The following is a 26,661-nucleotide window of genomic DNA, read 5'->3' on the forward strand; positions in this document are numbered from 1 at the left end:
GCCGTCCCGGGTGAACGTCCGAGGGCCCCGTCCGGGTTCCGCCGCCGGTGAGGGACCCCTGGACAATTGTGCGCCCCGAGCGCCGCCCATCGACCAGAATGGACCGGTGTACTACGGCATCCTCGGGACCACGACGGCTCACCACGACGACGGCACCCCGGTGCCGCTAGGCGGCGCCCGGCTGCGGGCACTGCTCACCGCGCTCGCCCTCCGGCAGGGCCGCCCGGTGCCCGCCGACCTGCTGGTGGACGAGGTGTGGGAGGCCGAGCCGCCCCAGGACTCCTCCGCCGCGCTCCAGACCCTGGTCGGCCGGCTGCGCCGGACCGTCGGCCGGGACGAGATCGGCTCCGGCCCGGCCGGGTACTGGCTGACCGACCCGGCCACCGACCTCGCCGAGTTCCAGCGGCTCGGCGCCGAAGGCCGCCGCGCCCTCGACACCGGGGACCACGCGCTCGCCGCCGACCGGCTGCGCGCCGCCCTGGCGCTGTGGCGCGGCCCCGCCCTGGCCGACCTGCCGGACCGCAGCGGCCCGGCCGCCCGGCTGGAGACCCAGCGCGAGGAGGCCCGCCGCCACCGGATCACCGCCGAGCTCGGGCTCGGCCGGGCCGCCGAACTGGTCGCCGAACTCACCGAGCTCTGCGAACGGCAGCCGCTGGACGAGCCGTTGCAGCAGCTGATGATCCGGGCGCTGCACGAGAGCGGCCGCACCGCCGAGGCGCTGCGCCACTACGAGCGGACCAGGCGCGCCCTCGCCGAGGAGCTCGGCGTCGACCCGGGGCGCCAACTCCAGGCCCTGTACGCCACGTTGCTGACCCCGGCCGAGGCCGAACCGGCCCCCGCGCCCGCGCCGACCGCGCCCGCCCCCGCGTCGACCGCCCCCGCGCCGGAGCCCATACCGGCCCCGCCGGTCGCCGAACGGTCCGGGGCGCTCCAGCCCCCGCGCGTCGGCGGCAACCTGCGCGGCCGGCTGACCAGCTTCGTCGGCCGCGAGGGCGATCTCGCCGCGCTGCGCGGAACGTTGACGAACAGTCGGCTGATCACCCTGACCGGCCCCGGCGGCTCCGGCAAGACCAGGCTCTCGATCGAGGCAGGCCGCGCCGAGCAGTCCGCCGGGCACTGGCCGGACGGCGTCTGGGTGGCCGAACTCGCCCCGCTGGAGAGCCCGGACGCGGTGCCCGCCGCCGTGGTCTCCGCACTCGGCCTGCGCGAGATCGTGCTGCACAGCGGCGGCATGGTCGCCGAGGTGATCGAGAAGCGCGCCGAGGACCCGGTGCGCCGGCTGGTCGAGCACTGCGGCCACCGTCGGATGCTGCTCGTCCTGGACAACTGCGAGCACCTGATCCAGGCCGCCGCCGACCTCGCCGACGTCCTGCTCGCCGAGTGCCCCGAACTGACCGTGCTCGCCACCAGCCGGGAGCCGCTCGGCGTGCCCGGCGAGACCGTGCTGCCGGTCGAGCCGCTGCCCGACCCGGTGGCGCTGCGCCTGCTCACCGAGCGCGCCACCGCCGCCCGCCCCGGCTTCGACCCGGACACCGACCCGGCGGCCTGCGCCGAGATCTGCCGCCGCCTGGACGGCCTGCCGCTGGCCATCGAACTCGCCGCCGCCCGGCTGCGGGTGATGACGGCGCGCCAGATCGCCGACCGCCTGGACGGCCGGTTCGCCCTGCTCACCGCGGGCAGCCGCACCCTGCTGCCGCGCCAGCAGACCCTGCGCGCGGTGGTCGACTGGAGCTGGGACCTGCTGGGCAAGCGCGAACGGGCGGTGCTGCGCCGGCTCTCGGTGTTCGCCGGCGGCTGGCAGCTGGAGGACGCCGAGGCGATCTGCGCCGACGGCACCGAGGTGGTCGGCGGGGAGGTCGCCGACCTGCTGCTGTCGCTGGTCGACAAGTCCCTGCTGGTCGCCGACCTGGACGACGGCAGCCTGCCGCGCTACCGGATGTTGGAGACCATCCACGAGTACGCGACCGAGCGCCTCGCCGAGTCCGAGGAGGAGCGCGACGCGACCGGGGCCCGCCACCTGGCGCACTTCCGGAGCGTCGTCGCCACCGCCTTCCTGAACATGCACGGCCCCCAGCAGCTGCACTGGCTGACGGTGCTGGAGCGCGAGCTGGACAACGTCCGGGCCGCGCTGAGGCGCGCCATCGACCTCGGGGACGAGCAGCAGTCGCTGGTCCTCACCCTCGGCATGAGCTGGTACTGGTCGCTGCGCGGCTACAGCATGGAGGCCCGCGGCTGGTACGACGCCGTCGCGGCGCTCGGGCCGGATCCGTTCGGCCCGCAGCCGCCCGTACCGCTGGAGCGGGACGTGCTCTCCTACGGCCTGCCGATGCCCGAAGGGGTCGTCGAGGAGGCCCGCCGACTGCTCGCGATGTACCGGCTGATGGGCATGTTCGAGGGGAACCTGGACGTGCTCGGCAACCCGGTGGCGATCGCCGTCGCGGAACAGCTGCTGGACGTCTACACCCCGGAGCTGCCGCAGGCCTACCGGTTCCCGGGCCTGATACGGGTGTTCGGGGCGTTCCTGGCCGGCCGGCTGGAGCTGATGAAGAGCCTGCTGGACGACGCCGTCCGCGGCTGCGAGGAGCACGGCGGGCCGAACGACCTCGCGTTCATCCTGCAGCTCCGGGCCAAGATGCTGAACGACTGGCCGGGCGGGGCCGACCAGGGAATCCTGGACGGCGCGCGCTCCCTGGAGCTGTACGAGCGGGCCGGCAACCTCTGGGGGGTCTCCCAGGCGCTGGCGGCCCAGGGCGAGTCGCTGGCCAACCGGGGCGATCCGGCGGCCGCCGCCGCAGCGTACGAGCGGGCGATCGAGCTGGCCGAGGAGCTGGGGACACCGCACGAGGTGCCGATGCTGCGGGTGAACCTCGGCTCCGCCCTGCTGGAGCAGGACATGGAGCACGGCGAGCGGATCATCCGGGAGGCGCTGGCCGGGCTGGACTCCCACAGCGCGGACCACTCCTCCACCGGCGCGCTGCTGTTCGGCGGCCTCACGCTCTGCGGCGTCCACATGCTGCGCGGCGAGCACGAGCAGGCGCTGGCCGAGCTGGACCGGATGGAGGCGACCAGCGTCGGCAGCTTCGCCCCGGGGATCGTGACCGGGATGCTGACCACCACCCGGGGCTGGATCACCGCCCGGGCAGGCCGGCCGGACGAGGGGCTCGCGGCACTGCGCGAGGGGCGGACGCTGCTCCGTCAGACGGCGAGCACCAGCGGCTTCGGCGAGCAGATGACGGTCATGGTGGTGCCCGCGGTGGTGGGGGTGCTGCGTTCCTTCGCCGAGCGCGACGGCGACCTGGAGCGGGCCCGGCAGGCCACCGTGCTGCACGGGGCGCACCACATGCTGAACGGCCCGAAGGGCGGCTACCTGGACCGCGTCGAGCGCGGCCGGGCGGCGGCCTCCCTGCGGGCCCTGCTGGGCGACGCCGCGTTCGAGGCCGCCCACACCGCCGGCGAGGGCCTGACCCCGGAACAGGTCCGGGAGCGGATGTACGAGTGGATCGGCTGACCGGCGTCCGTCCCTGGTCACCGGTCAGCCGTTCCGTCGGCCGGCCCCGTCCCCTGGTGCCGGCCGGTCGCCCCCCGGCCCTCCCCCGCGGAGGGCCGGCGGCCGTTCTCAGGTCCGCTTGCGGAAGCGGGCGACGGCGAGCGGCGCGAAGATCGCGGTGGTGGCCACCGACCAGATCAGCACGACCATCACCGGGTGGGCCAGCGGCCCCTGGCCGTTGAGCAGGGAGCGGGAGGCGTCGGCGAGCGCCGACAGCGGGTTGACCTTGGTGAAGGCCTGGAGCCAGCCCGGCATGGTGTCGGTCGGCGCGAAGATCGAGCTGCCGAACTGCATCGGCATCAGGACCAGCATGGCCACGCCCTGGACGGCTTGGGCGCTGCGCAGCGCCATGCCCAGCAGCATCGAGACCCAGACGATCGACATGCCGAACACCAGCGACAGGCCGACCGCGGCCACGACCTCCAGCGGACCGGTCTTCACCTCGAAGCCGATGCACATCGCGAAGCCGATCAGGATCACGAAGGAGAGCAGCGCCCGGCAGGTCTCGGCGGCCATCTTGGAGAGCAGGACGGAGGCCCGGCCGATCGGCAGGGTCCGGAAGCGGTCCATCACGCCGGTCTGGAAGTCGCTGTTCAGGCCGGTGCCGACGGCCATCGCGAGGGTGAGGCCGGTCTGCCCGAGCAGGCCGGGGATCATGTACTGCTTGTAGGAGTCCTGGTTGCCGGAGACGGCGCCGCCGAAGACGTAGACGAACAGCACCGTGAAGATGACCGGCATCAGCACGGCGTCGAACATCGACTCCGGGTCGGCCTTGATCCGCATCAGGTTGCGGCGGGTCAGCGCGCCGACGTGGCGGAAGGTGCCGGACAGGCCGATCCGGGAGTCCTCCACCCGGGCGGGGGCGATGGTGGCGGTGGTCATGCGACGGGCTCCTTGGCGAGGCTGGGGACGGCGTCCGCGGTGTCGGCGGGCTTGCCGGTGATGGCGAGGAAGACCTCGTCGAGGCTGGGCACCTTGGTGTCGATGCCGGCTATCGCGAAGCCGCGGCCGCCGAGCACCCCGATGACGGTGGTCAGCTGCTCGTCGTCGGTGATCGGCACGGCGAGCAGGCCGGTGTCGGTGGAGACGGTGGCGCTGGTGATGCCGCGGTCGTGCAGGCAGCGGGCCATCTCGGGCAGCTCGGCCGGGTGGGCGGCGCGGATCTGGAGGGTCTGGCCGCCGACCTTGGCCTTGAGCTCGGCCACGCCGCCGTTGGCGATCACCCGGCCGCGGTCGATGACGGTCAGCTCGTCGGCGAGCTGCTCCGCCTCCTCCATGTACTGGGTGGTGAGCAGCACGGTGCTGCCCTCGGCGACCATCCGCTGGACCTCGTCCCAGACCTCGTTGCGGGTGCGCGGGTCGAGGCCGGTGGTGGGTTCGTCCAGGTAGAGCACCTTGGGGCGGCCGATCATGCTGGCGGCCAGGTCGAGGCGGCGGCGCATGCCGCCGGAGTAGGTCTTGGCGGTCCGCTTGGCGGCCTCGGTGAGCGAGAAGCGCTCCAGCAGTTCGGTGGCCCGGGCCTTGGCCTCGCGGCGGGGGAGGTCGAGCAGCTGGCCGATCAGGTACAGGTTCTCGTACCCGGAGAGGAGTTCGTCGACGGAGGCGTACTGACCGGTGAGGCCGATGGTGCGGCGCAGCTGCTTGGGCTGGCGCAGGACGTCGTAGCCGCCGACGAACGCGGTGCCGGCGTCGGGCTTGATCAGGGTGGAGAGGACCCGGACCAGGGTGGTCTTGCCGGCGCCGTTGGGGCCGAGCACGCCGAGCACGGTGCCCTCGCGGACGGTGAGGTCGACCCCGTCGAGGGCCTTGGTGGTGCCGTAGTGCTTGACGATGCCGCGGACTTCGACGGCGTTGCCCGCGGCGGTCCCCCGGTCGTTCGGGGCGGTGGCGATTCGTGTCATGCCCCCAGGCTGTCCGGCCCGGCTGTCAGCGGGCTGTCATGAGGGGGGCGGGCCAGGCGCTGCGCTGTCAGACCGCTGTCACCGGGGGAGCGGGCACGACAGCGGCCCCGCTCCCCGGGCGGGGGAGCGGGGCCGTCGGGGGCCGTCAGTGGAAGCTGTGCTCCGCCGCCGGGAAGGCGCCGCCGCGGACGTCCTCGGCGAACGCGCGGGCGGCGTCGCCGAGGACGGTCCGCAGGTCGGCGTACTGCTTGACGAACCTGGGCACCCGGCCCGCCGTCATGCCGGCCATGTCGGTCCAGACCAGGACCTGGGCGTCGGTGTCGGGCCCGCCGCCGATGCCGACGGTCGGGATGGTCAGCTGCTCGGTGACCTGGGCGGCCAGCTCGGCCGGCACCGCCTCCAGCACGACCGCGAAGGCGCCCGACTGCTGGACGGCCTTGGCGTCGCGCAGCAGCTGGTGCGCCGCCTCGTCGCCGCGGCCCTGGACGGGGTAGCCGCCGAAGGCGTGCACGGACTGCGGGGTGAGGCCGATGTGCGCCATCACCGGGACGCCGGCCTCGACCAGCAGCTCGATCGAGCGGGCGCTGCGCTCCCCGCCCTCCAGCTTGACCGCGCCGACCCCGGCCTCCTTCATCAGCCGGGCCGCGTTGCGCATGGCCTGCGCGGGGGACTCCTGGTAGGAGCCGAACGGCAGGTCGGCGACGATCATCGCGCGCTTGGTGCCGCGGACGACGGCGGCGGAGAGCATCACCATCTGATCCATGGTCACGGGCACGGTGGTCTCGTAGCCGAGGTGGCAGTTGCCGGCGGAGTCGCCGACCAGCAGGACGGGGATGCCGGCCTCGTCGAACACCCCGGCGGTGAGGGCGTCGTAGGCGGTGAGCATCGACCACTTCTCGCCGCGCTGTTTGGCGGTGGCGAGGTCGCGGACGGTGATGCGGCGGTTGGTGACCCCGCCGTAGAGGGTGGCGGTCGCCGCCTGGTTCTGGGCAGGCGAAGGCGAAGAAGCGTTCATCGAACGGACTCCTGAAGGGTTGTCGTCTCGTGGCGCCGTACGGCGTCCCCGGATCACCTCCATGCTTGCACGCCCCGGCGTGCGCGCAAAGGGGCGTGCAGGCGCGCGGGTGCGATCTGCGGCACACCGGCCGCCGGCCGGCGGGCTTTGCCGCGTTTTTACGAAACGGATTCGTCTCGTATCGAAATGGCCGCTACCCTGGTGCCGGGGGGTTACGAGACGACCATGGCTCGGAATTGCCCGCCAGTGCCACACCACCACGGACGGGAAGACCAATGACCACCGCAGCCGCGCCACCCCGCGTGCCGGAAGCCATCCACCGCCGCCGCTGGGCGATCCTCTGCACCCTGGTGCTCGCCCTGCTCGTCGTCGTCCTCGACAACTCGATCCTCAACGTCGCGATGAAGACCATCGCGACCCCCGCGCCGGTCGGCCTCGGCGCCAGCCAGAGCGACCTGGAGTGGTCGATCAACTCCTACACCCTGGTGTTCGCCGGGCTGCTCTTCACCTCCGGCCTGCTCGGCGACCGCTTCGGCCGCAAGCGCGCGCTGCTCGGCGGCATGGTGGTCTTCGGCATCGCCTCGCTGCTCTCCGCACTGGCCGCCTCGCCCGGTGAACTCGTCGGCTACCGCGCCCTGATGGGCGTCGGCGCCGCGCTCGCGATGCCCGCCACGCTGGCCATCATCATGAACGTGTTCGAGCGCTCCGAGCAGCCCAAGGCGATCGGCATCTGGGCCGGCGCGGTCGGCCTGGCCATCGCCATCGGCCCGATCACCGGCGGCCTGCTGATCGAGCACTTCTGGTGGGGCTCGGTCTTCCTGGTCAACGTCCCGATCGTGATCGTCGCGGTGATCGCGATGGTCGTCCTGGTGCCCGAGTCCAAGGACCCGAACCCCGGCAAGCTCGACCCGATAGGCGTGCTGCTGTCGATCATCGGCCTGGTCGCGCTGATCTACGGCATCATCAAGGGCGGCGAGCTGGCCGACTTCACCGCCGCCGAGGCCTGGGTGCCGACGCTGATCGGCGTGCTGGCGCTGGCCGCCTTCGTCTGGTTCGAGCGCCGCACCCGCTTCCCCGCGCTGGACGTCACCTGGTTCCGCAACAAGGTGTTCAGCGCCTCCGTCGTGGTCGTCGGCGTGGTCTTCTTCGCGCTGATGGGCGTCTCCTTCTTCGGCGTCTTCTACATCCAGAGCGTGCGCGGCTACAGCGCGCTCCAGGCCGGCCTGCTGATGCTGCCGCTGGCCGTCGCCCAGCTGCTGTTCGCGCCGCGGGCCCGGCTGGTGGTCGACCGCTTCGGCGTCGCCGCCACCGCCGCCGTCGGCATGCTGCTGATCGCGGTCGGCTTCGTCGGCTACACCCTGCTGGGCGTCGACACGCCGATCTGGGTGCTGATCGTGCTCGGCCTGCTGATGGGCACCGGCATGGCGCACGTCATGCCGCCGGTCACCGTCGCGATCATGGCCTCGCTGCCCCGCGAGAAGGCCGGCGCGGGCTCGGCCGTCAACAACACCTTCCGCCAGGTCGGCGGCTCGCTCGGCGTCGCCGTGCTCGGCGCGGTGCTCTCCACCGTCTACCGCGACGGCATGGCCGACACGCTCAACCAGCTGCCCGACGACCTGCGCGGCAAGGCCGGCGAGTCGCTGGAGGCCACCCTGGCCATCGCCGAGCGGATGGGCCCCAAGGGCGCCGCGCTGATCGGCCCGGCCGACGACGCCTTCGTCAGTGCCATGCACGTGGTGGCCTCGCTCTCCGCGGGCATCACGGTGGTCGGCGCGCTGATCGCCTGGTTCCTGCTGCCGCGCCGGTCGGCCGCCCCCGGCGGCCCGGCCGGGAAGGCCGCCGAGCAGCCCGACCAGAGCCGCAAGGCCGTGGCCGCGGACGCCTGACCCGCGATCGCACTGAGCGACAATGGCCCTGTCACCCGGGTGAACCCCCGGGCGGCAGGGCCGAGGTCCAGGACGGCGGCCGCCACCCGGCCCGGTCCACGGACCACCATCGGAACCCGGTCCACGGACCACCATCGGAAACGGAACGGCGCCCGTGCGCCACGCGGACAGCGAGGGAGTACAGCGGGGATGAAGACGGACACCCCGGCCGCCGGGGCCGGACAGCCCTGCGCCGCCGTACGCCGCGGCCGCCCGCGCAGCGAGGCCGCCGAGCAGGCCATCTTCGCCGCCGTCGAGGACCTGATGGCCGGCGGCACCGCGCTGTCCGAGCTCACCATCGAGGGCATCGCCGCCGCGGCCGGCGTCGGCAAGGCCACCATCTACCGGCGCTGGCCCAACAAGGAGGCCCTGCTGGTCGACGTGGTCAGCCGACTGGAAGTCCCGATGCCCGCGCCGACCGACGGCACCGCCCGGGACCACCTGATCGAGATGATCGACTACATGCGCCGGCGCGGCCTCGCCAAGCGCTCCCGCTGGGTGCTCAAGGCCGCCCTCGGCCAGATGCAGAGCCTGCCCGACCTGTACAGCGCGTACCGCGACCGGGTGATCAAGCCGCGCCGGGAGGCGGGGCTCGCCCTGATCCGCCGCGCCATGGACGAGGGCGTGCTGCGGACCGACCTCGACGTCGAGCTGCTCGGCGACATGCTGATGGGCCCGATCCTGTACCGCAGCATCCTCTGGGACGACTCCGACCTGGAGGACCCGGACCTGGCCCGCCGGATGGTCGACTCGCTGCTCGAAGGCCTGGCGCCGCACGCGGCCTCCGGCTCCCGCAGCTGAACGCGCTCCCGCGCCCCGGACCCCGCGCCCCGGTCCCGTACCCGCACCGACCTGCACCGACCTGTGTCCGACCTGCGCCCGGCGTGGCCTGGCTCACCAAACCGGGCCACGCCGGAACCCGCTCCGACGGCCCCGCGTCTGTCCCGGCATAGGCTGAGCCGGGTATCCGATCAAACCGGCACCAGTCCGGCACCCGCCCGTACCGCACGGGCCGGACACCGGACCGGCGACGGCACGAACAACGGGAGCCACGGATGACGCAGGCGGACAGGACCGACCGGAGCACGGCCGGCCCCTGGGGCGAGGCGGGCGCCCCGGCCCCTGCGGGCCGTCCCGGAGGATTCCTGGGCCTGCGGCACTGGGGCCGGGACGGCCGCGGCGCCACCACCTGGCGGCGCGGCCTGGTCGTCGCGGTGCTGGCCGTGCTCGCCGCCCTGCTGATGGCCCTCCACGCCGACGTCCCCAACAGCGCCGGCAACCTCGGCAGCCTGCTGGAGACCTTCCTGCCCTGGATCGGCCTGGCCGTCCCGGTGCTGCTGGTCCCCGCGCTGCTGCGCCGCTCCGCCACCGCGCTGATCGCGCTGCTGCTGCCCGTCGCGATCTGGCTCAACCTGTTCGGCGGCCTGCTCAGCGACAAGAGCGGCGGCACCGGCGACTGGACGGTGGTCAGCCACAACGTCGCCGCCGCCAACCCCGACGTGCCGGGCACCGTCCGCGGCCTGGTGGCCTCCGGCGCCCAGATCGTCGCCCTCCAGGAACTGGCCGGCAAGCCGCTGCGCGACTACGAGAGCGGGCTCGCCGAGGCGTACCCGTACCACGAGGTGGAGGGGACGGTCGGCCTCTGGTCGAAGTACCCGATCAGCGGAGTCTCGCCGGTGGACCTCAAGATGGGCTGGACCAGGGCGTTCCGGGCCCAGGTCGCCACCCCGCAGGGCCCGGTCGCGGTGTACGTCGCGCACCTGCCGTCGGTGCGGCTGAAGGCCGAGGGCGGCTTCACCGTCGACCAGCGGGACGTCAGCGCGCAGGCGCTCGGCGACGCGATCCAGGCCGAGCCGGTGAAGAAGGTCCTGCTGCTCGGCGACCTCAACGGCACCATGAACGACCGCAGCCTGGCGCCGGTCACCTCGCAGATGCGCTCGGCCCAGGGCGCCGCCGGGGACGGCTTCGGCTTCAGCTGGCCGGCGTCCTTCCCGATGGCCCGGATCGACCAGATCATGAGCAAGGGCGGCCTCGCGCCGGTCGACTCCCGCACCCTGCCCCGGGACGGCAGCGACCACCTCGCGGTGGCCGCCACCTACCGGTTCAATTAGGTCAGCCCCGCCGCCAGCGGTTGGTGATCGGCAGGCGGCGGTCCCGGCCGAAGTTCTTGACCGAGATCTTGGGGCCCGGCGGGTACTGCCGCCGCTTGTACTCGGCCGTGTCGACCAGCCGGACCACCCGGTCCACCACGGCCGGGTCGAAGCCGGCCGCGACGATCGCGTCCCGCCCCTCGTCGCCCTCGATGTAGCGGGCCAGCACGCTGTCCAGCAGGTCGTAGTCGGGCAGCGAGTCGCTGTCCTTCTGGTCCGGCCGCAGCTCGGCGGACGGCGGCTTGGAGATGGTGTTCTCCGGGATCGGCGGCACCTCGCCGCGCCGCCCGGCCTCCTCGTTGCGCCAGTGGGCCAGCCGGAAGACCAGCGACTTGTAGACGTCCTTGATCGGCCCGAACGCGCCCACCGAGTCGCCGTACAGGGTCGAGTAGCCGACGGCCAGCTCGCTCTTGTTGCCGGGCGCGAGCACGATGTGCCCCTCCTGGTTGGAGATCGCCATCAGCAGGGTGCCGCGCAGCCGGGACTGCAGGTTCTCCTCGGCCAGGCCGGTCAGCTCGGTCGCGCCCAGGTAGGCGTCGAACATCGGGGCGATGGAGACGGTGCGGTAGTGCAGCCCGGTCCGGCGGGCCAGCTCGGCCGCGTCGTCCCGGGAGTGCTGCGAGGAGTAGCGGCTGGGCATGGAGACGCAGTGCACGTTCTCGGCGCCGATCGCGTCCACCGCGATGGCGGCCACCAGCGCGGAGTCGATGCCGCCGGAGAGGCCGATCAGCACCGAACGGAAGCCGTTCTTGGTGACGTACGCCCGGGTGCCGGAGACCAGCGCGGCCCAGATCTCCGCCTCGTCGGACAGCCGCGGCGCCACCTCGGGGGCCGGGGTGTCCGCGGGCGCGGCCTGCGGCTCGCCGCCCAGGTCGGTGCGGACGAGGTGCAGCCCGTCGCTCAGCAGCAGGCCGTCGGTGTGGTCGTCGCCGGCGGCCGGCAGGTCGAGGTCCAGCACCAGCAGGTGCTCCTCGAACTGCGGGGAGCGGGCCAGCACCTCGCCGTCCGCGCCGACCACGATCGAGTCGCCGTCGAAGACCAGCTCGTCCTGGCCGCCGACCATGTTGACGTAGGCCAGCGGGCAGCCCGCCTCGGCGGCCCGGCGCCGGACCAGCTCCAGCCGCTGGTCGTCCTTGTTCCGCTCGTACGGCGAGCCGTTGACCACCAGCAGCAGCCCGGCCCCGGCCTCGCGGGCCGCGGTGACCCGGCCGCCGTCCTGCCAGATGTCCTCGCAGATGGCCAGCGCGACGTCCACTCCGTGCAGCCGCAGCACCGGCAGCTGCTCGCCCGGGACGAACCAGCGGTACTCGTCGAACACTCCGTAGTTGGGCAGGTGGTGCTTGGCGAAGCGGGTCACCACCTCGCCCCGGTGCAGCACGGCGGCGCAGTTCTGCGGGGAGCCGGCCGGGCGGCCGAACCTCGGCGAGGCGTGCTCGGAGCGCCCGAGGTAGCCGACCACCACCGGCACCTCGCCCAGCCCGTCGGCGGCCAGCCGCCCGGCCAGCTCGACCAGCGCGCCCCGGGACGCCTCGACGAAGGAACTGCGCAGGGCGAGGTCCTCGACGGGGTAGCCGGTCAGGGCCATCTCGGGGAAGGCGACCAACTGGGCGCCGGCCTCCACGGCCTGCCTGGTCCAGCGCACCACCTCATCGCTGTTGCGGGCGATGTCACCGACCCAGGGGTCGATCTGGCTCAGGGCGAGACGGAGATTGGGCATGCCCCCGAGTGTAATCGTCGAACTGACGCAATGTGCTGTCCGGGGGGTCGGACCAGGGTCCGGACTGCCGTCCCGCGCGGTGATCGGCCATGATGGGGGCAGTCGCGTCCGGGGGTCTTCCGGGCGTAACACGAGCGTAAAGAGCAGAGGTGAGACTGTCCCCATGGGCAAGCAGCAGCAGTTCGTGCTTCGGACGCTTGAGGAGCGTGACATCCGGTTCGTCCGGCTGTGGTTCACCGACGTGCTCGGGTTCCTGAAGTCGGTCGCGGTGGCTCCGGCCGAACTGGAGCAGGCCTTCGAGGAGGGCATCGGCTTCGACGGCTCGGCGATCGAGGGCTTCGCCCGGGTCTACGAGTCCGACATGATCGCCAAGCCGGACCCGACCACCTTCCAGATCCTGCCGTGGCGCTCGGAGACCCCCGGCACCGCCCGGATGTTCTGCGACATCCTGATGCCCGACGGCTCGCCGTCCTACGCCGACCCCCGGTTCGTGCTCAAGCGCACCCTGGAGAAGGCCTCCGCCCAGGGCTTCACCTTCTACACCCACCCCGAGATCGAGTTCTTCCTGCTGAAGAACCTGCCCGGCGACGGCACCCCGCCGATCCCCGCCGACCAGTCCGGCTACTTCGACCACACCCCGCGCGGGGTCGGCCACGACTTCCGCCGACAGGCCATCACCATGCTGGAGTCGATGGGCATCTCGGTGGAGTTCTCCCACCACGAGGGCGCCCCCGGCCAGCAGGAGATCGACCTGCGCTACGCCGACGCGCTGTCCACCGCCGACAACATCATGACCTTCCGTCTGGTCATGAAGGAGGTCGCGCTGGAGCAGGGCGTGCACGCCAGCTTCATGCCCAAGCCGTTCTCCGACCACCCCGGCTCGGGCATGCACACCCACCTGTCGCTGTTCGAGGGCGACCGCAACGCCTTCCACGAGACCGGCGCCGAGTACCAGCTCTCCAAGGTCGGCCGCTCCTTCATCGCCGGCCTGCTCAAGCACGCCGCCGAGACCGCCGCCGTCACCAACCAGTGGGTGAACTCCTACAAGCGGATCTGGGGCGGCTCCCAGCGCACCGCCGGGGCCGGCGGCGAGGCCCCGTCCTACATCTGCTGGGGCCACAACAACCGCTCGGCGCTGATCCGGGTGCCGATGTACAAGCCCGGCAAGCAGGGCTCCACCCGGATCGAGGTCCGCTCCCTGGATACTGGCTGCAACCCGTACCTCGCCTACGCCGTCACCCTCGCGGCCGGCCTCAAGGGCATCGAGGAGGGCTACGAGCTCCCGCCGGGCGCCGACGACGACGTCTGGGCGCTGACCGACTCCGAGCGCCGCGCCCTCGGGATCCAGCCGATGCCGCAGAACCTCGGCGAGGCGATCGACCTGATGCAGCGCAGCGAGCTCGTCGCCGAGACCCTCGGTGAGCACGTCTTCGACTTCTTCCTGCGCAACAAGCGGCAGGAGTGGGAGGAGTACCGCTCCGAGGTGACGCCGTTCGAGCTGCGCAAGAACCTCCAGGTGCTCTGAGCGCCTGAGCGGCTCAAACACCTTCGGGCCCGCTGTCGTTCGATCGGATGACAGCGGGCCGTCCGCTCGGGTGGATCGTTTCCCCAATGGCGGTATGTGAAGATCCTGTGACGGACGGTTGTGGTCCGATGGGCGTGCTCGTCCGTTCCGTCCCGAGAGGATCCCATGCCCTCCTCCGCTGTCAGCCGCGCCGCCGCGGCCCGCCTGCTCGCCCGCCGGACCGTCGTCGCGGGCGCCGCCCTCGCCGCCGTCGCGAGCCAGCTGCTGGCCACCCCGATCGCCGACGCCCGTGGCTCCGGCTCCGGCTCGTCGAACCCGCACCCGCGCGCCGAGACCATCTCCGAGAACCCGCTGCCGTTCACCACCCGCTTCCAGGGCGACTTCCACGGCTCCGTCACCAGGATCAGCAACTCGCTGATGACCTGTGACGAGACCAAGGCACCCCTCGACCCGGAGCAGCCGCCCTGCGAGGACGCCCGCAAGGGCCTCGGCAGCATGCCGATCAACAACAAGTACGAGATGAAGTACATCAACATCGACCCGGGCTCCATCGGCCCGCTCGGTGACCCGATCTACTCCGCCAGCTCCGCCGACCTCGGCCTGATCGACGGCTCCAAGGTCAAGTACGCCCGGCTGTACTGGGGCGGCACTCGCGGCATCGGCGACACCGTGCTGCCGGAGAACCAGATCGACGAGGTGTACCTCAAGGTCCCGGGCGAGAAGCAGTACCGGGACATCGCCAACGACCAGCCGTCCATCGGCTACATCACCACCGACGTGGAGAGCAGCTACCAGGCCTCCGCCGACATCACCGACCTGGTCAGGAACGCCGGCAACGGCACCTACACCGTCGCCAACATGGACTCGGTGGTGAAGCCGCACAGTTGGGGCGGCTGGACGATCGTCGTCGCGTACGAGAACGACTGCAAGCCGATGCGGCACATCCACCTGTGGGACGGCTTCCAGGTCGAGCTGCCGGACAGCCCGACGCGCCAGATCAAGCTCGCGGGGCTGCAGACGCCGCAGAGCGGTCAGCTCCACGGCAAGCTCGGCTGGGTGGTCTACGACGGCGACCTCAAGTGGACCGGCGACACCCTGTCGGTCAAGTCCACCAACGGGCCCGAGACGCTGTTCTCCGACATCAACCACGCGCCGAACGACGCCTTCAACTCCACCATCGAGGAGTTGACCCCGGAGGACCAGTTCGTCCGCAACCCGTACAACCGCAACAACTTCGGCTACGACTCCAACCGCTGGGACATCTCGCCGTACCTGCGCAACGGGGACACCGACCTCACCGCCACCTTCAACACCCAGAAGGACGGCTACGACATCGGCGTCTTCTACGCCTACGTCAACCTGGACGGCTCCACCGACGCCTGACCGGCCGCCGCCCGGCGCCGCTGCCGCCCCACCCGCACCGCGCGGGCCGGCAGCGGCGCCGCCGCGTTCCCGCCGGGCCGGCGCGGCGAGCCGCGCAGCAGCCGCTCGCACGGCCGCTCCACCCAGCGGTACAGGCCCGCCGCCACCGCCAGCGACCCCCCGGCCAGCAGCAGCCAGACCCCGAGCGCCGCCGCCCCGGGCGCCGGGCGGCCCAACTCGGCGAGCCAGCAGCGGATGCCGATCTCGTGCACCAGGTACCAGGCGTAGGACCACTCGCCGAGCCGCACCGCCGTCCGCCCGGCCAGCCCCCGTCCGGCTGGCCCCCGCCCGACCGGACCCTGTCCTCCTGGCAGCCGGGGCGCCGCACCGGCCGCGTCCCGCTGGGCCGCCGCCACCAGCAGCGCCGCGAACAGCGCTGCCGGCACCAGTTGGGAGGCGCTGTACGGGCCCCACCACAGCGCGTCCGGGACGGCCGCGTGCCAGGGCGCCAGCAGCAGGTGCCAGCCCGCCACCGCCCCGGCCGCCGCGCCGAGCCGCACCCGGGGGACCATCCCGTGCCGCACCGCCAGCCCGACCGCCACCCCGAGCACGAACTGCGGGGTACGGGCCAGCGGCAGGTAGTCCAGCAGCCAGCCGCGCATCGTCGGATCGGCCGGCAGCAGCGGGCCCGCCGCCCACAGCGCCGGGCCGAGCGCCGCGCACACCGCCGCCACCGGCAGCCAGGCCCGGCGGCGCGGCGCCAGCAACCGCAGCAGCAGCGGGAACAGCAGGTAGAACCAGGCCTCGGCGCCCAGCGACCAGGACGCCGGATTGCCGCCGTACACCGTCGCCTGCGCCCACGGATGCACCAGCAGCAGCGACCAGAGCGTGGCCGCCACCGGCAGCGCCGTGCCGATCGCGGCGTCCGCGCCCAGCGACAGCACGGTGCTCAGCACGTGCAGCGGCCAGATCCGGGCGAACCGGCGGCGGGCGAACGCCCCGGCGGGGACGGGCGAGCCGCCGTACGTCCAGGCCAGGACGAAACCGGACAGGACGAAGAAGAACGTCACCCCCGAACGCCCGTACCAGGCGAGCGGGTCGAGCACCGGCAGCCCGCCGACCTTGCGGGACAGGTGGTAGAGCACCACCAGCAGGGCCGCCCAGAAGCGCAGCCCGGTGAGCGAGGGCAGGCGGCTGGGCATCGGCGCTCCGGAACGGGATGGGACGGGGGTGGCACGGGATGGGGTGGGATGGGGTGGCACGGTCGGCGCGGGGAGAACGAGCGCGGCGGGCCCGAGGTCACGGACGGACGGCGCGGCGCGCGGCGGCGGGCCGTCCGGCGGTCGTGTCCGGCGCCGGGCCGTCAGGGCGCGTAACCTGCTGGGGCGGACGGATGGAGGGGCCATGGCGGTGGACGAACAGCGGGCCGGGAGCCGGGTCAGCCGGCCGGAGATCAGGCTGGTCAGGCGCGGGTTCACCGACCCGGCGCAGGCGGTGCGGCTGCTGGCGGGCCCCGGCCTGGAAGGCCTGGCCGACGACCCCGTGCTGCTGGACGCGCTCGGCGCCACCGCCGACCCCGACCTCGCCCTGCTCGGCCTGGCCCGGCTGCTGGAGGCCGCCGACCAGGCCGAACGGCACACCCTGCGCGACACCCTCACCACCTCCAAGCCGCTGCGCGACCGGCTGCTCGGCGTGCTCGGCGTCTCCACCGCGCTCGCCGACCACCTGGCCCGGCACCCGCACGACTGGCACATGCTGGTCACCTTCGAGCTGCGCGACATGCACCCCGGCCCGGAGGACTTCCGCCGCGCGCTCGCCGAGGGCGTCCGGCGCGGCCGGGAGGGCGGCCGCAGCCCGGCGGACGCGCTGCGCGTCGCCTACCGCCGCTGCCTGCTCGCCATCGCCGCCCGCGACCTCACCGGCACCACCGACCTCGCGCAGACCGCCGCCGAACTCGCCGACCTGGCCGGCGCCACCCTGCAGACCGCCCTGGACCTCGCCGCCGAGCAGGACCAGGACGCCGCCCGGGCCTGCCGGCTCGCCGTGATCGGCATGGGCAAGTGCGGCGGCCGCGAACTCAACTACGTCTCCGACGTGGACGTCATCTTCGTCGCCGAGCCGCGCGAGGGCGTGGACGAGCACGAGGCCGTCAAGGCCGCCACCCGGCTCGCCGCCGCCCTCACCCGGCTCTGCGCGGACACCACCGGCGAGGGCACCATCTGGCCGGTGGACGCCAACCTGCGCCCCGAGGGCCGCAACGGCCCGCTGGTGCGCACCCTGGCCAGCCACCTCGCCTACTACCAGCGCTGGGCCAAGACCTGGGAGTTCCAGGCGCTGCTCAAGGCCCGCCCGGTCGCCGGGGACGCCGAACTCGGCGCCGCCTACCTGGAGGCGCTGGCCCCGATGGTCTGGCAGGCCGCCGCCCGGGACAACTTCGTCACCGACGTGCAGCAGATGCGCCGCCGGGTCATCGACTCGATCCCCGCCACCGAACTGGACCGCCAGCTCAAGCTCGGCCCCGGCGGGCTGCGCGACGTCGAGTTCTCCGTCCAACTGCTCCAACTGGTGCACGGCCGCACCGATCCGGCGCTGCGCAGCGGCAACACCCTGGAGGCGCTGGCCGCGCTCTCCCGCGGCGGGTACGTCGGCCGGGCGGACGCCGTCTCGCTGGACACCGCCTACCGCTTCCTGCGCTCCCTGGAGCACCGGATCCAGCTCTACCGGCTGCGCCGCACCCACCTGATGCCCACCGGCGCGGAGGACCTGCGCCGGCTGGCCCGCTCGCTGGCCGCGCTGATCAACGACGACACCCGCTCCGACCCGGTGGCCGCGCTGCAGCGCGAGTGGAAGCGGCACGCGGTGGAGGTCCGGCGGCTGCACGAGAAGCTGTTCTACCGGCCGCTGCTCGACGCCGTCGCCGAACTGCCGCCGGGCGCGGCCGGGTTGACCCCGGACGCGGCCCGGGCCCGGCTGGAGGCGCTGGGCTACGCGGACCCGGCCGCCGCGCTGCGCCACCTCAGCGCGCTCGCCTCCGGGGTGAGCCGCAAGGCCGCGATCCAGCGCACCCTGCTGCCGGTGCTGCTCGGCTGGTTCGCCGACTCGGCCGATCCGGACGCCGGGCTGCTCAACTTCCGCCAGGTCTCCGACGCGCTCGGCCGCACGCCCTGGTACCTGCGGCTGCTGCGCGACGAGAGCGCCGCCGCCGAGCAGCTGGCCCGGGTGCTGTCGGCCGGCCGGCTCGCCCCCGACCTGCTGCTGCGCGCCCCCGAGGCGGTCGCCATGCTGGGCGACCCGCAGGGCCTGGCGCCGCGCGGCCGGGCCGCCCTGGAGCAGGAGATACTGGCCGCCGTCGGCCGGGCCGGATCCACCGCGGCGGCCGTCGCCGCCGCCCGCTCGGTGCGCCGCCGGGAGCTGTTCCGCACCGCCGCCGCGGACGTCCTCGGCCGCCTCGGCGAGGACCCGGCCGAGGCGCTGGACGCCGCGGGGGAGGCGCTGACCGCGCTGAACGCCGCCACCCTCCAGGGCGCGCTGCGCGCCTGCACGGCCGGCTGGGAGGCCGAGCACGGCGACCTGCCGACCCGGATCGCGGTGATCGCGATGGGCCGGTTCGGCGGCCACGAGCTGGGCTACGGCTCGGACGCCGACGTGCTCTTCGTCCACGAGCCGCTGCTCGGCTCGCTGGAGCAGGACGCCGCCCGGGCCGCCCAGGCGGTCTGCAACGAGCTGCGGACCCTGCTCGGCGCGCCGTCCACCGAGCCGCCGCTGCTGGTCGACGCCGACCTGCGGCCGGAGGGGCGCAGCGGCCCGCTGGTGCGCACCCTCGCCTCGTACGCGGCGTACTACCGGCGCTGGTCGCACGCCTGGGAGAGCCAGGCGCTGCTGCGCGCCGAGCCGGTGGCCGGGGACGAGGAGCTGGGCGCGCGGTTCCGGCAGCTGATCGACCCGCTGCGCTACCCGGGCGTCGGGGTGCCGGAGCGGGACCTGGTGGAGATCCGCCGGATCAAGGCGCGGATCGAGGCCGAGCGGCTGCCGCGCGGCGCCGACCCGACCACGCACACCAAGATCGGCCGCGGCGGGCTGGCCGACGTGGAGTGGACGGTGCAACTGTTCCAGCTCCAGCACGGGCACGAGCTGCCGGCCCTGCGCACCACCCGGACCAGGGCCGCGCTGGCGGCCGCCGCCGGGGCCGGGCTGGTCGGGCGGTCGGACGCGCAGGTGCTGGACGCGGCCTGGGTGCTGGCCTCCCGGGTGCGCTCGGCGGTGATGCTGGTGCGCGGCCGGCCCGGCGACAGCTTCCCCGGGGAGGCCCGGGAGCTGGCCGGGGTGGCCCGCTACCTCGGGTACGGCGCCGGGCACAGCGGCGAGCTGGTGGACGACTACCGGCGGACCACCCGGCGGGCCCGGGCGGTGGTGGAGCGGCTGTTCTACGGCGGCTGAGACCGGCGGCTGAGGCCCGGGGGCTGAGGCCGGCGTCGAGGCCCGCGGCTGAGGCCCGGGCACGCGAAAGGGGCCCCGGGTGGGGCCCCTTCGGTTCGTCCAGGTCCAGCAGCTCTACCGGCGGGCGCTGCTCACCGCGGGTTCGCTCCACTGCTCGGGGACGGTGATCGGCTCCTCCGCCGTCTCCCGGGCGGGCACCTGGGGCAGTTTGTAGACCCAGGAGCGGTACATCCAGCGGGCGGTGAGGAAGCCCAGGGCGAGGCAGAGCTCGCCGCCGACGGCGTCCATCCAGAAGTGGTTGGCGGTCGAGACGATCACCGTCAGGGTGGCCAGCGGGTAGAGCAGGCCGAGCACCCGGACCCACGTCCGGCGGGCCAGGTAGAAGATGGCCAGCCCGCACCACATCGACCAGCCGATGTGCATCGAGGGCATCGCCGCGTACTGGTTGGACACGTGCGCGGCGGGCCCGGAGGCCATCGAGCCCCAGGTGCCGTGGACCTTCACGGTGTCGATGAAGCCGCCGTCGGTCATCAGCCGGGGCGGGGCCAGCGGGAAGAAGTAGAAGCCGATCAGGGCGATCGCGGTGGTGGCGAACAGCACGGTGCGGGCGGCGACGTAGCGGCCGGGGTGGCGGCGGTAGAGCCAGACCAGCACGCCGATGGTCACGATGAAGTGCAGGGTCGCGTAGTAGTAGTTCATCCCGGTGATGAGCCACCCGACGCTGTCAACGGCGTGGTTGATCGAACGCTCGACGGCGATGCCCAGCGACTGCTCCAGGTCCCAGATCCAGCGGGTGTGCTTCTGGGCTATCGAGGCCTGTTCCGGGACGGCGTTGCGGATGATCGAGTAGATCCAGTAGCTGATCCCGATCAGGGCCAGTTCGAACCAGATCTTCGGCCGGGCCGGTGAGCGCCGTTGGTCGCGGATGCGGCCGCGCAGTGCGGCGATACGGGACTGGGTGGCGCGGGCGGCTCCGTCGGGCAGGCGTCCCGAGGAGGCCGGCCGTGCTCCGGAACCGTCACCGAGCGCCGCTTCGGCCCGCTGTGCGCGGCCGTGTTGGATCTTGGTCGGTTCCCCCATGGACGAGAAGTCTGCCAGACGTCCCGTCGCCGTCCGATCATCCCCTGGCAGTGGATTCTTCACCGGCTGTCCCCCTTGAGGGCTAGGGGGAGGCTCCCACCGGGGTAGGGGGTGAGGTCGGGTCTGGTGCTTACCGGTGGGACAGGCATGCGTCCCATTGTTACGCCGACCGCTCCAAGGGCGTAATCGGGGTGGCGGCAACGGTCCTGGCCTGGAGTTTCCCGGAAAGAAACCGTTTCTGCATCTTGCTGAAACATATTGCAGGCCGCTAGCTTCCAGGGAACTCGCTCACCCCTTCCCCTAAGGGAGACCCTCAGTGGCCGATGTCCGGCTCCGCCCCCGGCGGAGCACCCCCCGACGCAGACCCGGCCGCACGGCCGTCCTGCTGGCCGCCGCGTTGACCGCCGCCACCCTCGGCAGCGCCCCCGCGGCCCTCGCCGCCGCCCCGCCGCCCCCGCCCTCGGACGCCGCCCTGGCGGCCACCGCCGGGCGGCACGACCTCAGCCGCGAGCAGTTCTACTTCGTCCTGCCCGACCGCTTCGCCAACGGCGACCCCGCCAACGACACGGGGGGCATCACCGGCGGCCGGCTGGACCACGGCTTCGACCCGGCCGACAAGGGCTTCTACCACGGCGGCGACCTGGCCGGCCTGATCCAGCGGCTCGACTACATCCAGAACCTCGGCACCACCGCGATCTGGATGGCCCCGATCTTCAAGAACAAGCCGGTCCAGGGCAGCGGCGACCAGGCCTCGGCCGGCTACCACGGCTACTGGATCACCGACTTCACCCAGGTCGACCCGCACTTCGGCACCAACGACCAGCTCAAGGACCTGATAGCCAAGGCCCACGCCCGCGGCATCAAGGTCTTCTTCGACGTCATCACCAACCACACCGCCGACGTCATCGACGACGCCGAGCAGCAGCACGGCTACCGCTCCGTCGGCGCCTACCCGACCCTCGACGCCGACGGCAACCCCGTCGACGAGACCGCGATCGCCGACGCGGGCGCGCCCTGGCCGCGGCTCACCAAGGACTCCTTCCCCTACACCCCGGTCTTCCGCAAGCCCGCCGACGCCACGGCCAAGACCCCGTCCTGGCTCAACGACCCCGCGCTCTACCACAACCGCGGTGACTCGACCTTCGTCGGCGAGTCCGCCACCGAGGGCGACTTCAGCGGCCTGGACGACCTCGACACCCAGAACCCCCGGGTGGTGAAGGGCTTCGAGAAGGTCTACCAGCAGTGGGTCAAGGACGCCGGCGTGGACGGCTTCCGGATCGACACCGTCAAGCACGTCAACATGGCGTTCTGGCAGCAGTGGGCGCCCGCGCTCAAGGACTTCGCCGCCAAGCAGGGCAACAAGAAGTTCTTCATGTTCGGCGAGGTCTACTCCGGCGACCCGGCGATCACCTCGCCGTACGTCACCAAGGGCAAGCTCCAGGCCACCCTGGACTTCCCGTTCCAGGGCGCCGCCCGCGGCTACGTCTCCCAGGGCGGCTCGGCGAAGAACCTCGCCGACGTCTACGGCCAGGACTACCGCTACACCACCGCCGACACCGACGCGTACGAGCTGCCGACCTTCCTCGGCAACCACGACATGGGCCGGTTCGGCTCCTTCCTGCTCGCCGACAACCCGGGCGCCGACGAGGCCACCCTGCTGAAGAAGGACCGGCTCGGCACCGAGCTCCAGTTCCTCACCCGCGGCCAGCCCGTCGTCTACTACGGCGACGAACAGGGCTTCACCGGCGCGGGCGGCGACCAGGACGCCCGACAGGACATGTTCGCCTCCAAGACGCCCTCCTACAACGGCGACCGGGTGCTCGGCGGCCCCTCCGGCCCGGCCGACCGGTACGGGCAGGGCGGCGCGCTCTACCAGGACGTCGCCGCGCTGGCCAAGCTGCGCCGCGACAACCCGGCGCTCGCCGACGGCGCCCAGATCGAGCGCTACGCCGCCGACGGCGCGGGCGTGTACGCCTTCTCCCGGATCGACGCCGGGCAGCGGACCGAGTACCTGGTGGCGGTCAACAACGCCGCCGAGGCGAAGACCGTCACCCTGGACACCTTCTCCGCCGGGATGGGCTTCGACCGGATCTACCCGGCAACGGGCGGGAAGGCGACCTCCGGCGCCGACCGCAAGGTCACCGTGACCGTGCCGGCGCTCTCCTCGGTGGTGTTCAAGGCGGGCGCCGGGCTCGCCCCCACCACGGCGGCGCCGCAGCTCTCCGTGCAGCCGCCGGCCGACGGTTCGAGCGGCACCGTCACCGTCGGCGCCACGACCGGCGGCGGCTTCAACCGCGTCACCTTCGCCGCCCAGATCGGCACCGGGCCCTGGCAGACCCTGGGCACCGCCGACACGGGGAAGAACCTGGTCACCCAGGACCTGGGCGCCACCGCCCCCGGCACGGTCGTCCGCTACAAGGCCGTCGTCCAGGACTCCAGCGGCCGACTGCGCTCCGCCACCGCGAGCTTCACCACCGGCGCCCCCGCGCCCAAGCCGGTGCCCACCGCCGCCGCCCGCCCGTACGCCGTCGTGCACTACAACCGGCCGGACGGCGACTACGACGGCTGGAACCTCTACGCCTGGGGCGACCTCGCCGACGGCGAGGCCACCCCGTGGCCCGCCGGGCACGCCTTCACCGGCCGGGACGCGTACGGGGCCTTCGCCTACGTGAAGCTCAAGCCCGGCGCCTCGGACATCGGGTTCGTCGTCGAGAAGAACGGCGTCAAGGACGTCGACGCCGACCGCCACGTCGACGTCGGCGCCACCGGCGAGGTCTGGCTCCGGCAGGGCGACCCGGTCGTGCGCACCGCCGACCCGGGCCCGGTGAACACTCCGCCCGCCAACACCGCCGTCCTCCACTACAACCGGGCCGACGGCGACTACGACGGCTGGGGCCTGCACGACTGGACCGGCGCCGCCACCCCCACCGACTGGGGCAAGCCGCTGATGCCGGTGCGCCGCGACGCCTTCGGCGCCGTCTTCGAGGTGCCGCTGGCCCCCGGCGCGACCAGCCTCAGCTACATCCTGCACAAGGGCAACGACAAGGACCTGCCCACCGACCAGTCCCTGGACCTCGCCGTCGACGGCCGCGAGGTGTGGCTGCTCGGCGGCCGCGAGGGCCACCTGCTGCCGCAGAACGCCGCCGCCTCCGCGCAGGTGGACCTCGGCACCGCCAAGGCCCAGTGGATCGACGCCAGGACCGTCGTCGTCCCGGCGGCCTACGGCGCGGGCGACGCGGCCCTGGCCGGCGGCACCAGCGCCCAGCTGGTGTACGGCCCCGAGGGCGGCATCCGCGCCGACAAGGGTGTGCTGACCAAGCCCGGCCGGTGGATCCGACTCAACGCCGTCCAGGGCGGCCTGACCGCCGCGCAGAAGGCCGCGTTCCCGCACCTGGCGGGCTACCGGGCCTTCACCGTGGACGCCCGGGACACCGCCCGCGTCCCGGCCGCGCTGCGCAGCCAGCTGCTGTTCACCGAACACCTGCCCAGCGGCGCCGTGCTGGCCGCCACCGGCGTGCAGACCCCCGGCGTGCTGGACGACCTCTACGCGCGCCGCACCGGCCGGGTGGACTTCGGCCCGGCCTACTACAACGGCAAGGTGGCGCTGTCGGTGTGGGCGCCGACCGCGCAGGAGGTGTCCGTCCAGGTCTTCGACAGTGCGACCGGCGGCACCCCGAAGACGTTGCCGCTGAAGCTGGACGACGAGACCGGCGTCTGGGAAGTCGTCCGCGACAAGGGCGAGTTGGACGGCAAGTACTACCTGTACCAGGTGAAGGTCTGGGCGCCCTCCGTCCAGCAGGTGGTGGTCAACACCGTCACCGACCCGTACTCGGTCGCGCTGTCCACCGACTCCAGGCGCAGCCTGGTCGCCGACCTCGCCGCCAAGGAGCTCAAGCCCGCGGGCTGGGAGGAGCAGAACGTCCCCAAGCCCGTCCCGCCGGCGCAGCAGCAGATCCAGGAACTGCACGTCCGGGACTTCTCGGTGGAGGACACCACCGTCCCGGCCGCCGAGCGCGGCACCTACCTGGCGTTCACCGAGTCGCAGTCGGCCGGCATGCGGCACCTGCGGGAACTCGCCCAGGCCGGGGTGACCACCGTCCACCTGCTGCCGACCTTCGACATCGCCACCATCCGGGAGAACCGGGCCGACCAGAAGCTGCCGGCCTGCGACCTCAAGTCCCTGCCCCCGGACGGTCCGAAGCAGCAGGAGTGCGTGGCGGCCGTCGCGGCCGACGACGCGTACAACTGGGGCTACGACCCGTTGCACTACACCGTGCCGGAGGGGTCGTACGCCACGGAGACGAACGGGACGGCGCGCACCGTCGAATTCCGGCGGATGGTGCAGGCGATGCACGAGGCCGGGCTGCGGGTGGTGCTGGACGTGGTCTACAACCACACCGCCGCCGGCGGCCAGGCCGAGCACTCGGTGCTGGACAGGGTCGTCCCCGGCTACTACCAGCGGTTGGACGACAACGGCAAGGTCACCGCGGACAGTTGCTGCGCCGACACCGCGCCCGAGCACGCCATGATGAACCGGCTCGTGGTCGACTCGGTGACCACCTGGGCCCGCGAGTACAAGGTCGACGGCTTCCGCTTCGACCTGATGGGCCTGGACCCGAAGTCCACCATGCTGGACGTGCAGGCCGCGCTGCGGAAGATGACGCCCGCCTCGGACGGCATCGACGGGAAGAACGTCTTCCTCTACGGCGAGGGCTGGAACTTCGGCGTCGTCGCGAACAACGCCCGGTTCGAACAGGCCACCCAGCTCAACCTGGCCGGCACCGGCATCGCCACCTTCGACGACCGGCTCCGCGACGCCGCCCGCGGCGGCAACTTCATGCTGAACTCCGCCCCGCAGCAGGGCTTCGCCTCGGGCCTGTACACCGACCCCAACGGCTCGCCCGCCAACGGCACCCCGCAGGAGCAGAAGGACCGGCTGCTGCACCAGATGGACCAACTGAAGGTCGGACTGGCCGGCAACCTGGCCGGCTACTCCTTCACCGACAGCTCGGGCCGGGCCGTCACCGGCGCGCAGGTCGACTACAACGGCGCCCCGACCGGGTACGCGGCCAAGCCGGGCGAGGCGGTGGAGTACGTGGACGCCCACGACAACACCGACCTGTTCGACGCGCTCGCGTACAAGCTGCCGACCGGCACCGCGCCCGCCGACCGGGCCCGGATGCAGGCGCTCGGGCTCTCGCTCACCGCGCTCACCCAGGGCGCGGGCTTCGCCCAGGCCGGCAGCGACCTGCTGCGCTCCAAGTCGCTGGACGCCAACTCCTACGACTCGGGCGACTGGTTCAACGCCATCCACTGGGACGCGACGCAGGGCAACGGCTGGGGCCGGGGCCTGCCGCCGGCGGCCGACAACAAGGAGATGTGGCCGACCGCGCAGTCCCTGCTGGCGAACCCGCGGCTGACCGTGGGGGCGGCCGAGATCCGTGCGACCTCCGCGCAGTACCAGGAGTTCCTGCGGATCAAGCAGTCCTCGCCGCTGTTCTCGCTGCCCACCCTGGCCGCCGTCCAGCAGCGGCTGTCCTACCCGCTCTCCGGCACGCCCGGTGAGACGCCCGGGGTGATCACCCTGCACCTGGACGGCACCGGGCTGAAGGGCGCCGAGAAGGGCGTCACCGTGGTGTTCAACGCCACGCCCACCGCGCAGGCGCAGACCGTGGCGGCCCTGAAGGGGACGGGCCAGGCCCTGCACCCGGTCCAGGCGGGCGGCGCGGACGCGGTGGTGGAGCAGTCCGGCTTCGACGCCGCGACCGGCACCTTCACCGTGCCGGGCCGCACCGTGGCGGTGTTCGTCCAGGGCTGATCGACGATCTCCGGAACCCCCGGGTCCCGCACCGCCGTTGTGGCGGCGCGGGACCCGTTTCGTTTTGGCCGCCCGGTGGCCGGAAAGCACCGATGGCACGGCCGGAAGCGTGATGTGCCGCCCCCGCCCGGTGCCGTCGGCCGCCGGGTGGCGCGGGCGGGGGCCCTGAGCGCTGGTCAGTGAC

The 26,661-nt window shown here is 73.1% G+C and carries 14 protein-coding genes; 8 read left to right on the top strand and 6 right to left on the bottom strand.

Annotation, left to right across the window (positions count from 1 at the left end; translation table 11 throughout):
* The first annotated feature begins 106 nt into the window (after positions 1–106).
* A complete protein-coding gene (locus ACFVHI_RS10195; protein ID WP_380337562.1) occupies positions 107–3,508 on the top strand; it encodes a BTAD domain-containing putative transcriptional regulator in 3,402 nt (1,133 codons plus the stop codon).
* Positions 3,509–3,616: 108 nt separating this feature from the next.
* Here ACFVHI_RS10195 and ACFVHI_RS10200 read toward each other — a convergent pair whose 3' ends face one another.
* The 3 genes from ACFVHI_RS10200 to panB all read right to left on the bottom strand — a co-directional run bounded on the left by ACFVHI_RS10200 (position 3,617) and on the right by panB (position 6,463).
* Positions 3,617–4,429, bottom strand: coding sequence for an ABC transporter permease (locus ACFVHI_RS10200; RefSeq protein WP_371516742.1), 813 nt, complete (start codon positions 4,427–4,429; stop codon positions 3,617–3,619).
* Entirely contained in the window at positions 4,426–5,448 is a 1,023-nt protein-coding gene (locus ACFVHI_RS10205; protein ID WP_380337566.1) for an ATP-binding cassette domain-containing protein, read from the bottom strand. Before ACFVHI_RS10205 ends, ACFVHI_RS10200 begins: the two co-directional genes overlap by 4 nt.
* Positions 5,449–5,593: 145 nt before the next feature.
* Entirely contained in the window at positions 5,594–6,463 is an 870-nt protein-coding gene (gene panB, locus ACFVHI_RS10210) for a 3-methyl-2-oxobutanoate hydroxymethyltransferase (protein ID WP_380337569.1), read from the bottom strand.
* Between the two features lie 275 nt (positions 6,464–6,738).
* Between panB and ACFVHI_RS10215 the strand changes: the two genes are divergently transcribed.
* The 3 genes from ACFVHI_RS10215 (at position 6,739) to ACFVHI_RS10225 (ending at position 10,499) form a co-directional block, all read left to right on the top strand.
* Positions 6,739–8,349 carry an MFS transporter gene (locus tag ACFVHI_RS10215; RefSeq protein ID WP_063347351.1) on the top strand — a complete coding sequence of 537 codons (1,611 nt, stop codon included), beginning with the start codon at positions 6,739–6,741 and terminating at the stop codon, positions 8,347–8,349.
* 189 nt (positions 8,350–8,538) lie between these two features.
* On the top strand, positions 8,539–9,189 hold the full coding sequence (locus ACFVHI_RS10220; RefSeq protein ID WP_380337573.1) for a TetR/AcrR family transcriptional regulator: 651 nt from the start codon (positions 8,539–8,541) through the stop codon (positions 9,187–9,189).
* Between the two features lie 440 nt (positions 9,190–9,629).
* The gene (locus tag ACFVHI_RS10225) at positions 9,630–10,499 is read left to right on the top strand and encodes an endonuclease/exonuclease/phosphatase family protein (RefSeq protein WP_363580978.1); all 870 of its coding nucleotides are present in this window, start codon (positions 9,630–9,632) and stop codon (positions 10,497–10,499) included.
* Position 10,500: 1 nt separating this feature from the next.
* Here ACFVHI_RS10225 and ACFVHI_RS10230 read toward each other — a convergent pair whose 3' ends face one another.
* Positions 10,501–12,255: an NAD+ synthase gene (locus tag ACFVHI_RS10230; protein ID WP_380337575.1), complete on the bottom strand. Its 1,755-nt coding sequence runs from the start codon at positions 12,253–12,255 to the stop codon at positions 10,501–10,503.
* A 163-nt stretch (positions 12,256–12,418) separates the two neighbouring features.
* On the opposite strand from ACFVHI_RS10230, the gene glnA reads away from it, so the two are divergent.
* Together glnA and ACFVHI_RS10240 are read left to right on the top strand one after the other, a co-directional pair.
* Positions 12,419–13,780, top strand: coding sequence for a type I glutamate--ammonia ligase (glnA, locus tag ACFVHI_RS10235; protein ID WP_063347345.1), 1,362 nt, complete (start codon positions 12,419–12,421; stop codon positions 13,778–13,780).
* 165 nt (positions 13,781–13,945) lie between these two features.
* On the top strand, positions 13,946–15,163 hold the full coding sequence (locus ACFVHI_RS10240) for a hypothetical protein (RefSeq protein WP_063347344.1): 1,218 nt from the start codon (positions 13,946–13,948) through the stop codon (positions 15,161–15,163).
* Here ACFVHI_RS10240 and ACFVHI_RS10245 read toward each other — a convergent pair.
* Entirely contained in the window at positions 15,130–16,344 is a 1,215-nt protein-coding gene (locus tag ACFVHI_RS10245; RefSeq protein WP_380337579.1) for an acyltransferase family protein, read from the bottom strand. The two genes, ACFVHI_RS10240 and ACFVHI_RS10245, sit on opposite strands and share 34 nt — an antisense overlap.
* Before the next feature lie 202 nt (positions 16,345–16,546).
* Here ACFVHI_RS10245 and ACFVHI_RS10250 point away from each other — a divergent pair, with 202 nt between their 5' ends.
* Positions 16,547–19,579 (top strand): bifunctional [glutamine synthetase] adenylyltransferase/[glutamine synthetase]-adenylyl-L-tyrosine phosphorylase, encoded by a 3,033-nt coding sequence (locus tag ACFVHI_RS10250; protein ID WP_380337581.1) that lies wholly within the window; start codon positions 16,547–16,549, stop codon positions 19,577–19,579.
* Positions 19,580–19,693: 114 nt separating this feature from the next.
* Here the strand turns inward: ACFVHI_RS10250 and ACFVHI_RS10255 are convergent, their stop codons facing one another.
* Positions 19,694–20,659 (bottom strand): phosphatase PAP2 family protein, encoded by a 966-nt coding sequence (locus ACFVHI_RS10255; protein WP_063347341.1) that lies wholly within the window; start codon positions 20,657–20,659, stop codon positions 19,694–19,696.
* A 316-nt stretch (positions 20,660–20,975) separates the two neighbouring features.
* On the opposite strand from ACFVHI_RS10255, the gene pulA reads away from it, so the two are divergent.
* Positions 20,976–26,477: a pullulanase-type alpha-1,6-glucosidase gene (pulA, locus tag ACFVHI_RS10260; RefSeq protein ID WP_380337585.1), complete on the top strand. Its 5,502-nt coding sequence runs from the start codon at positions 20,976–20,978 to the stop codon at positions 26,475–26,477.
* Positions 26,478–26,661: the final 184 nt, after the last annotated feature.

Source organism: Kitasatospora sp. NPDC127121 (assembly GCF_042677305.1).
Taxonomy (GTDB): Bacteria; Actinomycetota; Actinomycetes; order Streptomycetales; family Streptomycetaceae; genus Kitasatospora.

What these genes read in the sequence shown, in the direction of transcription:
- ACFVHI_RS10215 (WP_063347351.1), top strand. Translation starts at nt 6,739, where the DNA reads ATGACCACCGCAGCCGCGCCACCCCGCGTGCCGGAAGCCATCCACCGC.
- ACFVHI_RS10255 (WP_063347341.1), bottom strand. Translation starts at nt 20,659, where the DNA reads ATGGGGGAACCGACCAAGATCCAACACGGCCGCGCACAGCGGGCCGAA.
- ACFVHI_RS10245 (WP_380337579.1), bottom strand. Translation starts at nt 16,344, where the DNA reads ATGCCCAGCCGCCTGCCCTCGCTCACCGGGCTGCGCTTCTGGGCGGCC.
- ACFVHI_RS10200 (WP_371516742.1), bottom strand. Translation starts at nt 4,429, where the DNA reads ATGACCACCGCCACCATCGCCCCCGCCCGGGTGGAGGACTCCCGGATC.
- ACFVHI_RS10205 (WP_380337566.1), bottom strand. Translation starts at nt 5,448, where the DNA reads ATGACACGAATCGCCACCGCCCCGAACGACCGGGGGACCGCCGCGGGC.
- panB (WP_380337569.1), bottom strand. Translation starts at nt 6,463, where the DNA reads ATGAACGCTTCTTCGCCTTCGCCTGCCCAGAACCAGGCGGCGACCGCC.
- ACFVHI_RS10250 (WP_380337581.1), top strand. Translation starts at nt 16,547, where the DNA reads ATGGCGGTGGACGAACAGCGGGCCGGGAGCCGGGTCAGCCGGCCGGAG.
- glnA (WP_063347345.1), top strand. Translation starts at nt 12,419, where the DNA reads ATGGGCAAGCAGCAGCAGTTCGTGCTTCGGACGCTTGAGGAGCGTGAC.
- ACFVHI_RS10225 (WP_363580978.1), top strand. Translation starts at nt 9,630, where the DNA reads ATGGCCCTCCACGCCGACGTCCCCAACAGCGCCGGCAACCTCGGCAGC.
- ACFVHI_RS10230 (WP_380337575.1), bottom strand. Translation starts at nt 12,255, where the DNA reads ATGCCCAATCTCCGTCTCGCCCTGAGCCAGATCGACCCCTGGGTCGGT.
- ACFVHI_RS10220 (WP_380337573.1), top strand. Translation starts at nt 8,539, where the DNA reads ATGAAGACGGACACCCCGGCCGCCGGGGCCGGACAGCCCTGCGCCGCC.
- ACFVHI_RS10240 (WP_063347344.1), top strand. Translation starts at nt 13,946, where the DNA reads ATGCCCTCCTCCGCTGTCAGCCGCGCCGCCGCGGCCCGCCTGCTCGCC.